This window comes from Clostridium sp. ETTB3 (genome assembly GCF_053571985.1).
Genome location: NZ_CP199832.1, coordinates 1754574 through 1770337, shown reverse-complemented (window position 1 = coordinate 1770337; position 15764 = coordinate 1754574). Strand labels below are relative to the sequence as shown.

The 15764-nt window shown below is 24.7% G+C and carries 15 protein-coding genes and 1 other annotated feature; of the genes, 10 read left to right on the top strand and 5 right to left on the bottom strand.

The window, feature by feature from the left end:
- Nucleotides 1-107 precede the first annotated feature (107 nt).
- Both ACUN06_RS08730 and ACUN06_RS08725 read left to right on the top strand, forming a co-directional pair.
- The gene (locus ACUN06_RS08730; RefSeq protein ID WP_291735910.1) at nucleotides 108-533 is read left to right on the top strand and encodes a nucleotidyltransferase domain-containing protein; all 426 of its coding nucleotides are present in this window, start codon (nucleotides 108-110) and stop codon (nucleotides 531-533) included.
- A complete protein-coding gene (locus ACUN06_RS08725; RefSeq protein WP_449389639.1) occupies nucleotides 520-972 on the top strand; it encodes a HepT-like ribonuclease domain-containing protein in 453 nt (150 codons plus the stop codon). Before ACUN06_RS08730 ends, ACUN06_RS08725 begins: the two co-directional genes overlap by 14 nt.
- 219 nt (nucleotides 973-1191) lie before the next feature.
- Here ACUN06_RS08725 and ACUN06_RS08720 read toward each other — a convergent pair whose 3' ends face one another.
- The 5 genes from ACUN06_RS08720 to ACUN06_RS08700 form a co-directional block, all read right to left on the bottom strand.
- A complete protein-coding gene (locus ACUN06_RS08720) occupies nucleotides 1192-1632 on the bottom strand; it encodes an Hsp20/alpha crystallin family protein (protein ID WP_291735906.1) in 441 nt (146 codons plus the stop codon).
- 511 nt (nucleotides 1633-2143) lie between these two features.
- Complete coding sequence (locus tag ACUN06_RS08715; RefSeq protein ID WP_449389638.1) at nucleotides 2144-2647, bottom strand: Gx transporter family protein; 504 nt, start codon at nucleotides 2645-2647, stop codon at nucleotides 2144-2146.
- Between the two features lie 79 nt (nucleotides 2648-2726).
- Complete coding sequence (locus ACUN06_RS08710; RefSeq protein ID WP_294127604.1) at nucleotides 2727-3107, bottom strand: NusG domain II-containing protein; 381 nt, start codon at nucleotides 3105-3107, stop codon at nucleotides 2727-2729.
- Nucleotides 3097-4173, bottom strand: coding sequence for an FAD:protein FMN transferase (locus ACUN06_RS08705; RefSeq protein ID WP_449389637.1), 1077 nt, complete (start codon nucleotides 4171-4173; stop codon nucleotides 3097-3099). The genes ACUN06_RS08710 and ACUN06_RS08705 overlap by 11 nt, the downstream gene beginning before the upstream one ends.
- Nucleotides 4160-5602 carry an FMN-binding protein gene (locus tag ACUN06_RS08700; protein ID WP_449389636.1) on the bottom strand — a complete coding sequence of 481 codons (1443 nt, stop codon included), beginning with the start codon at nucleotides 5600-5602 and terminating at the stop codon, nucleotides 4160-4162. The genes ACUN06_RS08705 and ACUN06_RS08700 overlap by 14 nt, the downstream gene beginning before the upstream one ends.
- 622 nt (nucleotides 5603-6224) lie before the next feature.
- On the opposite strand from ACUN06_RS08700, the gene ACUN06_RS08695 reads away from it, so the two are divergent.
- The 8 genes from ACUN06_RS08695 to ACUN06_RS08660 all read left to right on the top strand — a co-directional run bounded on the left by ACUN06_RS08695 (nucleotide 6225) and on the right by ACUN06_RS08660 (nucleotide 15353).
- On the top strand, nucleotides 6225-6782 hold the full coding sequence (locus ACUN06_RS08695; protein WP_294161485.1) for an ECF transporter S component: 558 nt from the start codon (nucleotides 6225-6227) through the stop codon (nucleotides 6780-6782).
- A 13-nt stretch (nucleotides 6783-6795) separates the two neighbouring features.
- On the top strand, nucleotides 6796-7485 hold the full coding sequence (locus ACUN06_RS08690; RefSeq protein WP_449389635.1) for a radical SAM protein: 690 nt from the start codon (nucleotides 6796-6798) through the stop codon (nucleotides 7483-7485).
- Nucleotides 7486-7695: 210 nt separating this feature from the next.
- Entirely contained in the window at nucleotides 7696-9144 is a 1449-nt protein-coding gene (locus ACUN06_RS08685; protein WP_449389634.1) for a leucyl aminopeptidase, read from the top strand.
- Between the two features lie 194 nt (nucleotides 9145-9338).
- Entirely contained in the window at nucleotides 9339-10973 is a 1635-nt protein-coding gene (locus ACUN06_RS08680; RefSeq protein WP_449389633.1) for an ATP-binding protein, read from the top strand.
- A gap of 386 nt (nucleotides 10974-11359) precedes the next feature.
- Nucleotides 11360-12496, top strand: coding sequence for a sporulation integral membrane protein YtvI (gene ytvI / locus ACUN06_RS08675; protein ID WP_291733844.1), 1137 nt, complete (start codon nucleotides 11360-11362; stop codon nucleotides 12494-12496).
- 312 nt (nucleotides 12497-12808) lie between these two features.
- Nucleotides 12809-13639: a helix-turn-helix domain-containing protein gene (locus tag ACUN06_RS08670; protein ID WP_331891961.1), complete on the top strand. Its 831-nt coding sequence runs from the start codon at nucleotides 12809-12811 to the stop codon at nucleotides 13637-13639.
- 201 nt (nucleotides 13640-13840) lie between these two features.
- Entirely contained in the window at nucleotides 13841-14341 is a 501-nt protein-coding gene (locus tag ACUN06_RS08665; RefSeq protein ID WP_449389632.1) for a PRC-barrel domain-containing protein, read from the top strand.
- Nucleotides 14325-15353, top strand: a complete 1029-nt coding sequence (locus ACUN06_RS08660; RefSeq protein WP_449389631.1) for an AI-2E family transporter — start codon at nucleotides 14325-14327, stop codon at nucleotides 15351-15353. Before ACUN06_RS08665 ends, ACUN06_RS08660 begins: the two co-directional genes overlap by 17 nt.
- Before the next feature lie 103 nt (nucleotides 15354-15456).
- Nucleotides 15457-15636 (top strand) — a binding site (T-box leader).
- The last annotated feature ends 128 nt before the right edge of the window (nucleotides 15637-15764 follow it).

Genomic DNA, 15764 nt, shown 5'->3' with positions numbered 1-15764 from the left:
AGTAAGGGAGTTAAAAGCTATTTTTTAATTTTTGATTTTTATAATAATATGCTATAATTATCATAGAGTAAAGTATAGTTAATTGAAAATACTTGAGGTGATTATATATGAAAAAACTTATGCTTAAAAATTGCAAAATAGATGCCACCAAGTTGAAAGATGTAATAGCATTATGTGTTTTTGGTAGCTATCATGAAAAGGTTTTTGATAAAGATAGAAGTGATATAGATATAATGATTCTTTCTAAATATCAGCTAGAATTATATGATGAAATAGAAATTGAAGATTATCTGCAAAAAATATTATCAGAATATTTTTCATATGACAATCTTCATTTTACTTTTATTAGTGAGTTTAATTATCCTTTTAGTGAAATCTTACTAATAAGTGATGATAAAATAATTTTTCAAGAAGAAGAATATCTAGATTATGTTTTAGGATATTCAGCTTTTAAGAGGGATAGAGAAGCGTTGGAAGTTATGAGAGAGGAAAATCTAAAGGATTTGGAGAGTTTTAGGAATGGTTTATTATAAGTATAAGAAAGAAAAGTTAGAAGAGAAATTTTTAGAAAGCAAAGTATTTTTAGTTAAAATACGAGAATGTATAAAACGTAATATAGATGGTGAAGATGATATAATTAATGAGGCTATGATTTCATATTTTAATTCATTTTGTGAGTTTATAATAGAGATGTGTGAAACTTATTTAGTATCAACAGATAATTATATACCAAATAAATCTGGAAGTGAAATAATAGAGTTAGCTAGTAGTTTGGGGTTTATTTCAGCTAAGGATTCTAAAAGACTTCAAGCTATAATAAAGCTAAGAAATAGGTATACTCATGATTATTATCAAAGAAAGCTTTCAAGAGAAAGAATAATTAAAATGTGTAGAGGAGATTTAGCTACACTAGAATTATTTTTAGAGATATCACAGGAAAAAATTAAATTAGTGATAAATGATGGAAATTAATTTTATAAAATGGGGATGTAGAAAGATTTTGAGGGACAGTATATAGATTTGCACAATATAAGCATAGATGAAAGTCACTTTAGTGATAGATATCTATGCTTATTTTTGTGTAAAAATAAATCCATCTATAGTATCCCTTTATGCTATATTCCCCTTAATCAAGGTTAGGACTTGTGCCTTTTACCTTAAAAGGGGAATAGCCTTATGCACTAATACAAATTATTCAACTACAATTTTATTAGTATCTTTTTCAGATTTTTCTTTCTTAGGCAAATGAACATTTAAAACACCATTATCAAATTTTGCCTTAATTAAATCCTTATTTACATTATTCAAATAGAATCCTCTAGAAACTGAACCATATCTTCTTTCACGTCTTAAATAATTTTCTTTCTTTTCCTTAGAATCAGTATTTTTTGTAGCAGAAATAGTTAAATAGTTGTTATCATAGTCAATATTGATATCTTCCTTTTTAACTCCTGGTAATTCTGCGTGAAGAACATATTCTTCTGGAGTTTCCTTGATATCAGTTTTAAATCCTCCATTAGCAGAAAGATCTGATAACATGCTTTCATTAAAGAAGTCATTAAATACATCATTTAATGTTAATCCTTTGTTATTTTCTCCATTGTTAAATTTAAAAGGTACTAAACCAAACATACAAAGACCTCCTTTATAAATAAATTTTTCAAAATAATTTGGTGTGAAATTTACTTTTTATAAATTTAAAAAATAAATTTCCTTTGATTTTGTTTCTTTGTACAGATAACATTATAAAATATAGTAATCTAAAATAGCAAATTAAGGAAATTAAGTAAAGCAAAGAAATAATGAGTTATTTTAAGAGTCGCACACTACAATAATTAAATTTAATTTAATATTTAAAAATATGGCAAAAAATGGATTAAACAAATAAAAATGCAATTTGAAAAAATTAAGTTTTATTGGTATTTGCCATATTATTTGTTTTTTAAACATTGAAAGGAAAAAAATAATAATATAATATAAAAGACAATAGATTTGACATAATATTTGTTTTTAAACATATTAATATTATTTATAAAAAAAGTAGTATCAATTAAATCATAGTTCTCCTTAAGGTGATAATAGTTTTTATTAGCTTAACTATTTATTAAAAAGGAAATAATATGAATGAGATACTACTTAAAATTTATATAGAATTTTTAATAATATTTAATTTGCTTATAAGATATTGAGAAGTTAAACCAGTAAATATTCCTGCTATAATTCCAGATAACAAAAGCACAGGAAGATAAAAAGCTAAGGATGTTGTTTTAGTAATAAAAATTGCCATTAATACTTGGCCAATATTATGAGCAATAGCACCAATAATACTACAAATCCAAATGTTTTCTAAGCTTAAAAACTTTTTACTTATAATCATTGCAAGGTAACATAAGATTCCACCACTTAAGCTATATAAAAGGATAGACATATTACCAGAAAAAATGCTTCCAAGAAATATTCTACATAATAATATAATTAAAGTATCAAGTGGGGAAAGAATAAATATAGCATAAACTGTAATTATATTTGCCAAGCCAAGCTTTACTCCAGGAATTGGTGTAAGTGATGGCAATTGTGCTTCTATAATAAATATTATAAGTGATATACTAAGTAATAAAGCCAGGGATGTCAATTTTCTTGTATTCATAATATTAGTGAAGTAATTTTTAAATTACCACCAAAATTCACCTCCAATTATTGTAATATATTATTAATTTTTCATTTTATTATTGTGATATGCCATCAATTTCACTTATTTTAGGACTTTCCTCTATTTTTATTATAATTTTATGAGGAAGACATACTATAGGTGCAATTGTATTTGATATATATCCTTGATTAATACAAATTTTATCATTGCAATTAGCATCAATTACAGCAATTTTATTTTTTTCAACAGAAATTATATTAACTTCATCATCATATGTTAAGTTTATTTCATAAGGAGAAGTAACTTTAGATAAGTCTATTGATTTTATGCATACTCCATCTTTATATATGTTTGCTATTGTGCCCTTAGAAGGCATTTTAATCAATATAAAACTTATAAAGGAAAGTATTAAACAAATAATTAATAAAATAAATATATGAGTTTTTTTAATTTTCATTTTTTATTATATTAGGAGAGATATTACTAAAATCATCTAAAATGGTAATATCATCTTCAATCCCTTCTGTAATATAAATATGACCATCTTTTGTTATAAAAACAGCATCAAAGTCATTATTTTTTTTCCAATATTCAATAGATTTTTCTAGTCCCATAACAAAAAGGGAAGTGGAAAGTGCATCACATAATACTGCATCTTTGCCAATTATACTTACAGAAAGAAGTTCATTATTTATTGGCATTCCAGTATTAGGATCAATAATATGTCCATATTTTACTCCATTATCATCAATGAAATATCTTTCATAAGCACCAGAAGTAATTACTGCTTTATTAACAATGGAAATAACTGCTGCATTACTATTGGTTAATGGATTTTTAATTGCAATTTTCCATGGGGTACCATCAGGCTTAGAACCTAAGGCATGGACATTCCCACCTAAGTTTAAAAGAGCAGATTTTACATTATGTTCTTTTAAAATATTAATTAATGTATTACTTGTATATCCCTTAGCAGTACTTCCTAAATCTATTGCCATATTATTATTTAATTTTATTGTGTTATTATTTTTTGAAAGAGTTATATTTTTATAATTTACATATTGTAATAAATAATTTATTTCTTCAAGTGATGGAACATTAGGAGTTTCAGTGGTAAATCCCCAAGAATTAACTATGGGATAAACTGAAATATCTAATGCACCATTTGTTAAATTACATATTTTTAAGGATTCTTCAATTAAATTAAAGGTATCTTGAGATAATGTATTTTCACCTTTTTGATTTAAAATTGAAATTTCACTATTATTATTAGTTGTTGAAAATAAGTTTTCTAATTCAATTATTTTTTCTTCACATAAGTTTAAGACATCATTTGCAGAAGTATAAGCAGTTAAGCTCATTATTGTATCCATTGCAAAAATTTCTTTAGTTAGCTTAGTTGTGTCATTTAAATCAGTTTGTTTTTTTAATATTGCAATGTTTTTAATTAATATTGCTGATGAAAATGCCGCTAATAAAATAATTAAGCTTAGAAAAACTTTTTTATTGTTAATTTTCTGCATTTTTTAAGGCAGCTTTTACTGCAGAAATAAGTCCCTTAGAACTAAAAGTAGCACCACTTACAGTATCCACATCTGGACTTTGAGAGTTAAGTATAGAATCAAATACTCCTGAAATTGCAGTATCAACAAAAGGTGAATTATCAACTGTGTCAATAACAACTAAGTTTGTAATAACATCATTTTTAATTGTAACTTTAACTGTAATGTTTCCATTATATCCAGAGCCTGTTCCTTCATAAACACCATCTTTATAAATAGAACTAGTGCTTCCAGTAGGTTCATTTGAAGGAGTGTCATTTGGAGCTGAAGGCGGATTACTTGGAGTTGAAGGAGAATTATCAGAGCTTGGAGGAGTATTATTTACATTTGACTCATTTCCAGCGTTTGACTCATTTCCAACATTTGAAGAAGTATTGTTATCTTTTAAATTGTCTTGAGGCGTTAAAGACTTATTATCTTTATTTAAATTTTCTTCAATATTTAAAGAAGCAACATCTTTTGTTTCAGCTTCATTATCAGCTTTATTATTTGAATCTGAATTTTCATCTTTTATCTCATTTTCATCATTTGAAGAATCATCATTTGAAGAATCAGCATTTTCATTTAATGAAATTTCAGTTTTATTAGTATTATTAGAAGCAGAAGCAGTATTTTTTTCAGCTAATGATGGCATAAGAGCATATGCAGTTATGCAGGCAAAAGCTACAACTGCTATACAATAAGCTGTTACAGTTCTAGATTTATTAAACACCTTTTTATTTAATGCTTTATTAACACGCATTGTAGCATATATTAAAAATACTAAACTATAAATTAATACATTTAATATGTATTGTAAGTTTCCACATTTAGCTATTGGAAGCATTATAAGCATTACATGAATATAAATTAATCCATAAAAAGCATAAGCAGATCTTTGAAGCATTTTCCAAGATTTATATTTCATTTTTTTTCTTATCATTGGGAATGAAGTAATCATAAGTGGAATCATAATAGCAATTAAAATAATACTTATTATTGCAGCTAAAATCATATTTAGTGACATTGATTTTGGGTTTGTAAATAAGGTTACAAAATGATATCTTCCAAAGCTAATGTTATGAGCAAGAGTAAGTATACTTGCTATAATAGATAATTCTGCTCTAATTGGCATTAATATTTTCATTAATTTACTTCCATTTTTTAATGCACCAGTATACATAACTACAACAAAAATAGAAGTTGCAAATGTGCTTTTTGTAAATAGTGGCATTATATTGTTTTTAATAAATGGTGGGAAGCTTGAAATAGCACCACTATATGAAGCAATAATTATAAGTAATGATATAATTCCAGTTACTATATAGCAAAGTATTGAGTGCTTTTTTATAAATTTGCGCCCTATAAAAATTAAAAGAGCAGTTAAAATAATAGAAATTAAAAAATTCATGTTTCCTCCTAAAACTAACATTGGGGCTGTAGCACTAAAACTTTTAGACACAATATATTCTTTAATATATTGTACTATTTACTCTTAATGCAACATCCATAAGCATTTTTATTATTGTGTTGTTAATTTGAATTTTAATGGCTGATAATCATAAAGTGTAATTTCAATATAATATTTCTCATAAATAAAATTAAAGTTTTTTAGGTTTAATTTATTTTTACAAAAAATTCAAAATACAATAATAAAAGTATAAATGAAAAAATATATGAAATCAATAATCATTATCAATTAAGCAAATATAGTTAAAAATATAATTAAATATTTTAATATATATGTAATTAGTTGTTAAAATATCGAGTTTAAAATTATGTTGAAAAAAATATCACAAAAATGTATAATATTAGAGAAGTGAATAAAATCTAGTAAGATTTACTAGGAGAGGTTCGTATGACCATCCCTCTATAAAAAACTAGGCTTAGTTATAAATTATTTTTGTATTTTATAACTTTAAAATTATAAGTTTTTTTATAGAACCTCTAAGTTTAATGCTTAGAGGTTTGTTTTTTTGGAGTGACCATCTAATCTCCCTTACACTTACTAAATTAAGAGTAGGAGTGAAAAAATGAAAAGAAACAACACAAAAAAGTTAGTGCTTATATCATTATGTATAGGTATAAATGTAATAGGCGCACTAATAGCAGTGACATTAAAACTGCCAATATTCCTTGATACAATTGGAACATTTTTAATTGCATTTTTATTTGGACCAATAGCAGGAATTACCACAGGGATATTAAGTTATTTAATAACAACAATGACTTTTGACCCATATGCATTATATTTTATACCTTCACAAATAACAGTTGGGCTTTTAGCAGGTATAATTTATAAAAAAGGTGGTTTTAAAAAGAAAGCTATTATGCCATTTAGTACATTATTAATTGCTATATGTTCAGCTATTGTTGCAGCAATTGCATCTGCAGTTGTGTTTGGAGGAATTACTTCATCAGGAAATTCAATTATTATAATTTATTTAAAAAATATGGGTTTAGGATTAGTTCCAAGTATATTTATAACTCAAATATTAACTGAATTTATTGATAAAATGATGATTGTATTATTAGTAATTAATATTATTAAAGCAATGCCTAATAATTTTAAGTTAGAATCTAATGTTTAAAAAAGGGAGATCTATGGATAGATATAGTAAGATAATTAATAAAAATAGTAGAGAAATTGTTTTGTTAAAAGCTTTTCCATGTGTTTGGGGAAAATGTAGTTTTTGTGATTACATTGATGATAATGGAAAAGATGAAGAAGAATTAAATAAGCTAAATAAAGGGGTTTTAGATAATATAACAGGTGAATTTGGAGTTCTTGAGGTAATTAATTCAGGAAGTTGCTTTGAAATACCAAAGGAAACTTTGAATTACATAAAAAAGATAGTAGATGAAAAGAAAATCAAACTTTTATTTTTTGAAAGTCATTGGTGTTATAGAAATAGATTAGATGAAATGAGGGAGTTTTTTAATATTCCTATAGTATTTAAAATTGGAGTTGAAACTTTTAATTTTGACTTTAGAAATAATTTTTTAAATAAAAATGCTAGGTTTAGAGACCCAAGGGAAGTTGCAGAAAAGTTCCAATCTGTATGTTTGATGGTTGGAATAAAGGGACAAACTAGGGAAATGATTAAAAGAGATATTGAAATTGTTTTAGAACACTTTAAGTATGCAACTATTAATGTTTTTGTTAATAATACTACTGAAATTAAAAGAGATGAGGAATTAGTTCAGTGGTTTAAAGATGAATATGAATTTTTAAATACTCACCCAAAGGTTGAAGTTTTATATCATAATACTGATTTTGGTGTTGGTGATTAAGTTTAAGGGTAGTGCTTATTTTTATAGGCACTATTTTTTTGTACAAATCGATTTGATGGTGTTTATAAAATAAAAAATTTTAGCCTCTGAGGAAAGTTACCTCAGGGGTATTTTTCTGTAATAAAAAACTTAATTATAAATGAGTAGAATTAAATTTGATAAATGTAGTATAATAGAAAAAACTATTAAAATAATAAAAAGGAGAAAGAAATGATAGATGTAAGAGATATAAGTGTTGGAAATTTTCAAGGAAATATTTTTCTTGTTTATGAAGACAAGCCAACAAACAATAAAATAGTAGAAGTTCTAAAATCTAAAAAAGTATTTGAAGGAAAAAGTGGTCAGATATTTTACAAAACTACTGAAGATTTAAATTATGAAATTTTTGTGGGACTTGGAAGATTTGATGAATTAGAAAAAGTAGATTTAATAAATGCTGTAGCAAAGGGGATTAAGCAAGCTGAAAAATTAAAAATTAATGATTTAAGTATTAATTTTGTAAAGGCTAATGGATTATGTACAGGGGGAATTACTACTGCAATAGTTCATGGAATAAAATTAGCAGGATATAAGTTTGATAAATATAAGAATAATGAAAAATTTTATTTGCCAAATGTAACAATTTTAGGGGCTCCAAAAGAAAAAGTTGATAAAATGAGAAAAAAAATACAAGAAGCTATCAATGTTGCAGATGGTATAATTTTAGCTCGTGATCTTGTAAATGAACCTTCAAATGTATTATATCCTGAAACTTTAGCACAAAGGGCAGTAAAAGCAGGAAAAGAAAGTGGATTTGAAGTAGAAGTATTTAATGAAGAGAAAATTGAGGAGTTAGGAATGAAGGCCTTTTTAGAGGTAGGAAAGGGTTCAGTTCATAAACCAAGATTAATAGTAATGAGATACAATGGCAATGGAAATAGTAATGAAAGAGTTGGTCTTGTAGGAAAAGGTCTTACTTTTGATACTGGTGGATATTCTCTTAAACCATCATCATCAATGGATACAATGAAAAGTGATATGGGTGGAGCAGCAGCTGTTATTGGAACAATGCAAGCACTTGCAAAAAATAAAGTTGAAAAAAATGTAGTTGCAGTAGTTGCAGCTTGTGAAAATGCTATTTCTGGTGGAAGCTATAAGCCTGGAGATATTATTGGCTCAATGGCAGGAAAGACTATTGAAGTATTAAATACTGATGCAGAAGGAAGATTAACTTTAATAGATGCTGTTACTTACATTATTGAAAAGGAAAATGTAAATAAGATAGTTGATGTTGCAACCCTTACAGGTGCTGCTTTAGTTGCACTTGGAACTGAAATAACTGGAGTTATAAGTAATAATGATGAATTTTATGATGAATTAATTACTGCTTCAAAGAGAAGTGGAGAAAAGTTCTGGAGATTACCTAATGATAAATGCTATAAGAAGCTTTATAAGGGTGATTTTACAGATTTTAAGAATATTGGTGGACGTTATGGAGGTTGTATTACAGCAGGTATGTTTATTGGAGAATTTGTGCAAGATAAGCCTTGGATTCATTTAGATATAGCAGGGACATCTTGGGTTGAATCTTCAAGTGATACTACACCAAAGGGCGGTACAGGAGCACCAGTTGCAACTTTATATGAGTTAGTTGTTAAGCATAAATGTAAACATAAATAAATTCAAAAAGAAGTCAAATTAGTTTTGGCTTCTTTTTTGTATATTATGGGAAAATTAATGGATAGTTAAAAGTATTATTAATATTGAAAAAAGTATAATATTTGTTGTTTATTATACTTTTTTAGTATAATATGTTATAATGAAGCAAAAACATGATGGGGAAATGTGAATTTTATGTGGGGTGGAATTAAATAATGAGTGTAAACAAAATAGATAAAAGAAATTATACAATAGAAGATTTAGAAGAACTATTAGATAAAATTCCATATGAAATTTTTATTAAAGATACAAATGGAATATATCAATATGTTAATTTAGCAACAGAAAAGAAATTGGGGATTAAAAAAGAAGAAATAATAGGGAAAAATGATTATGATATAAGACCTAAAACACTTGCTCATATTTGTGATGAAAGTGATAAAAGTGTTTTAGAAAATGGTGATAAAGAATTTGTAGAAGATAAAATAATAAATGATAATATAGAAACAAGATATGAAATATTTAAGGCATTATTGAATAATGATAAAGATAAAGTAAAAATAGGTGGAATTGCAAAGTTTGTAAGTGAAGATAAGTCTTTGCAAATAAGCATTAATGAAAATTCAAATAAAATAATGAACAATCCTAAGATGTTAAATTCTTCTTCAGTTTATTATGGAATTTTAAAAGATTTAAAATCAGCAGTTAAATGTAATGAGGTTGGATTATATTTATATGATAAAAATAAAAATGCAATGATATTAAAGAATCATTTTGGGGAAGATGAAGCATTTTTTGAAGAAAGCTATAATATAACAATGGATATTGAAAAAAATTATTTTTACAATTATGAGTGTAAAATTGAAGAAAAGTTAAATTTTAATAGTGTTAAATACATATATTTATTAAAAATAAATAATAATCTTTTAGGGTGTATACATATTTATTATGAAAATAAACCAAAGAAAATAAATGAAGAGTTTATAAAATATATATGTATAATATTATCCTTTATTAAAGATAAAAAAAATCTTAAACATGCTGTAGAAATTGAAAGTTTAAAAACAGAATTTTTTGCAAATTTATCTCATGAATTTAAGACTCCTTTAAATATAATACTATCTACAGTTCAGTTAGTAATGAATTATATTGAAGTTAATAATGAATATCCTGATTATAATATGTTTAATAAATGTCTTAGTAATATAAAACAAAATTCATATAGGATTTTAAAGATTGCAAATAACTTAATTGATATGAGCAAAATAGATGGTAACTTTTATTCTATTAATATGGGAAATTATAATATAGTTGAAGTTGTAGAAAATATAGTTCAATCACTTGCAGAGTATATGAAAGATAATAAAAGAAATATTATATTTGATACAATAGAAGAGGAAATAATAACTGCATGTGATCCAGATCAAATAGAAAGAATAATATTAAATGTACTTTCTAATGCAATGAAATTTACATCTCATGGTGGCAATATTTATGTTGATATGGAAGTTAATGATAGATGTAATAAAGTTATTATTAAGATTTCCAATGATGGAGAAAAGATAAATTTTGAAGATAGGCTTAGAATTTTTGAAAGATTCACTCAATCTGAAAGTCTTTTAACAAGAAGAGCAGAAGGTACTGGAATTGGTCTTACATTAGTTAAATCATTAGTTAAACTTCACAATGGTGAAGTGTATGTAAATACTGAATTTGAAGAAGGAACTCAATTTTGTATTGAATTGCCAATAAGAAAAATGAAAAATTTTAAAAATAATAATGTTAGAGAAAAAAGCATAGTTTCAAAAGTAGAAAAATTTAATATAGAATTTTCAGATATATATAATTAAAAGAAAGTATCTCTTATCAAAAATGAAAGATAAGAGGTACTTTTTTTATTTGGGAAATATTGCTAAAAATTATATGCACAGTTAAAATATTAATATATAAGTAAAGTTTTATGTAATATAAAAGAATAACAAAATAGGGGCTTGCGTAAAAAAGAAAAATGAGTATTCAATTAATTGTAAAATCAAGCCTTATAATAAGGTGGGAAAAGGAGATTATCCCAATTATCTAATATATTAGAAAAGAAGTATAGACTTTTTACAATAATAAAGTAGAGTTCGAATTTAATAAATAATTTAATAATATATATAAGGGGAGTTATTTAAAACTAGTTCCTTTTATTTTTTTAATAGATAAATATTTATATAAAGGTTGGTGGTGAAATAAAATGGAATATATTAATGAAATAGTAAAAAAAGTAAAACCTTTTGCAAATATATTAATTTTCTTTTGCTTATTTACAATTGCTTTTATTATTATAGCAGGAACAATAAAATATACTATACCATTTATTATTGGGTTAATTGCAGCTTCAATTTTGCAAAAGCCAACAGAATTTATTATAAAAAGGTTTAATATAAGGGGGGAAATAGCAGCAATTATTTCAACATTAATTTTTTATGTTATTACAGTTTCGGTATTAGTTGTTGGTGTGGTTTATTTTTCTTCTGAAATTAAAGATTTAGCAACAGAAGGATATGATTATATTTATAATAATGGTTCAGAAATAAGTGATATGTTACAAAAATCTTTATCAGGATTTGAAAACATAGATGAATCAATTTTAGATACATTAAAAACAAACATAACAAAGTTTATTTCTGATATGTCAAATTATGCATTAGATTTTAGTAAGGGGATAGTTAATGGAATAATAAATGTAGTTTCTGCTCTTCCATATATAATATCAGTAATAATATTTGCCATATTATCAAGTTTTGTATTTTTAAAAAAGTTTATAAAAAGAAAATATTCACCAAATGAAGAAAATAAGTTTAATGAAAATGATCAGTATGAAAAATATATAAAAATAATATTAGAAATTAAAGATATTGTATTTAAATATATTGGAACATATTCATTTTTAGTTTTTTGTACATTTGTAATAACTTTCATAGGTTTTAATATTTTAAAAATACCATATTCATTATTGTTGAGCTTTACATGTATGATTTTAGATTTATTGCCTATTGTGGGTATGATTTTAGTATTTTTACCTTTAGTAGTTATTTATTTTTTTAGTGGAAAGTTTGTAATAGTTGTGTTTTTAATTATTTTATTTTCTGTAATAATGATAACAAGAAATATATTAGAACCTAAGTTATTATCAGCATCATTGGAATTATCACAATTAAGTGTATTAATTGCAATATTTGTTGGATTAAATGCTGGTGGATTTAAAGGGATGATATATTTAATTGCATTGTTTATTGCTTTTAATTTTTATAAAAAATATATTATTTATGAAGAAAAAGATTTAAATTGTAATAGTAAAATAAAAAAAGAAAGTAATAAATTAAAATAAGTTATGTAAAAGTAAAATTATTAAAATAAAGTTAAATACTTGTAAGAATAATTAAATAAATATACTTATGTAGTATATTCTTTAAGCTAGCTTATTATATATAGTATATAGGCTAAGGTATAGTAAATGTAGTTTAAATATATTTTGTATTTTTAAATTAACAATAATAAATTTAATTTTGATAATTGAAATATTAATTAAAGCGTTTATTTAGAATTTTATACTTTGAACTTTAGGTTAATTTAATAATATGACTATGCTATAAAGCTAAGAATGTATTGTTGAAAATGGTATAACAGGGAGGAAATTGCTTTGGTTAAAATTTTAGTTGCTGAGGATGATAATAAAAAAGTCAATAATTTTCAATGGAATGTTGAAAAGGAAAAGTTCTTAAGAAAATGGATATTGGGAAAAGTAAAAAGCTATAATTTAGCAGATGAAATGAAAAAATTTGATGTAGTTTATAGTAAGACAATGGCACTTGTTGTTGTTAAGCCTCTTGTAAAGGGTGAAAATAGTTATGAAATAGATTGGGAGGCTGAAAATTTAAGTTTTGCAATTAGTAATATTGCAAAGGAAATAATGAGTGATTTTAAGTACTTAAATGTTATTGTTGATTTTAAGGGACAAGTTGTGATTTTATGTGATGTTAATCCAATAAAAAGATGGCATCATGCAGTAAATAATTTAGAAGATAACATTAATGAAAAATTAAAGGTTAATGTTGTTATTTGTGCATCATTTTTAAGAGAGGATCCTGTTCAAATAAATATAGTATATAACTCTTTATGCAATAGGATAATTGATAAAAGTAAAAAATCTGATATGTTAATTGAAGTTCAAAAATATATTAATAGGAATTATTTTAATGAAAACTTAAGTATTGCTGAAGTGGCTAATGTAATGAAAGTTAGTCAAGCATATTTAATTAGAGTTTTTAAAAGAGATTTGAAAATGAATTTTGCAGATTATTTAACTAATGTGAGAATAAAAAATGCAATAATTTTAATGAGGGATAATGAATTAAAGCTAAATGATATTTCTAAAATGGTGGGATATAATACTCAACATTATTTTAGTAATGTATTTAGAAAACATGTAGGAATATCTCCACAAGATTATAGAATAGGAATGGGTAGTTAGTGGCAAGTGGTAAGTGACAAGTGGCAAGTGGAGAGTGGCAATTGGCAAGTGAGTTAGTAGTGAAGGGGGAAAATTCAGCATTAGCTCAATTTGTGCTCTAGTTTGTCACTTGAAACTATTCCAAGCTTGCTACTTGAATTGACTAATAATTTCCATGGAATATGTAAATACTAAATTTACTATATTTTTAGAGGTGAAATCATGTTTAAGTGGAGAGACTTTTATTTAATGAAAATATATGATTTAAAAAATAAGTATATTGGAGTTGTAGAAGATATTTCAATAGATTTTTATAAGGGGGTTGTGAGGGGATTTACAATTTCCCCTACATCAATATTTAAAAAACAAATGTATGTTTCAGTAGATTCAATTATTTCTATTGATGAAGATATGAAAATTAAAGGTACTTCAAATTTTGAGGGATTAAAGTTTAAGGAAATTAGATATGTGGATATAATTAATAAAGAGAAAAAACTTATAGGTGTTCTTGAAGACTTAATAATAGATAAGCAAAATTTTGAGATAAAAGGTATTATTATGAGTTCTGGAATATTTGACAAAATGCTTAAAGGTAAAGAAGTAATAACATTAAAGCATTGTACTCTTTGTGATGAATATATCTTATATAATGGAAACTCAAGGGTTAAGCTAAAAACTTTACCTCATAATTTAGGGGGCGATAGTGATGTTCAAAAAGTATAAAAATTTAATTATAAAATTATTGATTTTTATAATAGTATTAATTAGTTTAATAATGATATATTGTTTTGTAGCTCCAATAAGATCAGTTGTAAACTTATTGATAATTTCAATAATAATTGCATACACATTAAAGCCTTTAAGAAATTATTTAAGCAAAAAATTTAATTTATCTTCTAAAAAAAGTTCATTATTAATTATAGTAATGTTTTTAATTATATTTATAGGGCTTTTATATAGCATAATTCCAACCATATTAAATGAAAGTGGAAATTTTGGAATCATGCTAGATAATATTGAAGAATACATATTAAATTTGGCAATAAGTCTTAAATTAGATAAATTGCCATGGTTTGAAACTCTTTATATACAAACTGGAGAAAAGATTAATAGGTTTTTAAGTAGTTTATCTGTTAATTTAATTGATAATTTACTTAGTATGGCTGAAAATCTGGTTAGTCTTGCAATAGTGCCAATTACAACTTATTATTTCTTAGCTGACTCAAAGCTTATTTATAATAAACTTTTATTACTTTTACCAACAGATAAGAGGATAATAGTTAAAAATATAAATAAAAATATAGATAAAATATTAAGTAGATATATATTTAGCCAATTATTATTATCATTAATAATAGGAGTTTTATCCTTTATTTTACTTTTAATACTTAGGGTAAAATTTCCTTTGGTTTTAGCAATAATAAATGGAGTTGCCAATATAATTCCTTATTTTGGACCCATAATAGGAGGTATACCTATTATATTTATGGCTCTTACTAGTTCAGTTAGTAAGGGAGTAATTTCAGCAATTGGTGTTTTTTTAATTCAACAATTTGAAGGTAATTTTTTAGCTCCTAAAATTACAGGGGATAGCACTAATATGCATCCTATTGTTATTATTATTTTATTAGTATTAGGTGATAAAATAGGTGGGGTAATTGGAATGGTATTAATTATTCCAATTGCAGTAATAATAAAAGTTATTTATGATGATATAGATTATTATTTATTTTGAAATATTGGTTAAAATAAGTAATAAATATATTAAATTTATTCAAAATGAACTGTTTATTGACAGAAATGAGTAAATGAAATATAATTTTGTCATAAATAAATAGCAAAAAGCAATGAAGAGAATGAGTAAATATGATTTAAATATTAAGAGAGGAAGTGGCTGGTGAAAACTTCTTATTTGACATATTGAAGCTATCTTGGAGCTTATTTTTACTTTAAGTGATGTATAAGTTTTATACATAATTAGGGTGGTACCGCGGAAATTATAAGTTTTCGTCCCTTGGTCTTTAGGGATGAAGACTTTTTTTGTTAGTTGAATTTCCAAAGAAAAAGGGGCTGTTGCACTAAAATTTTTATACACAATATATTGTTTTAAAAAATAAAAATTAATACAATATTGTAGTATTTATTC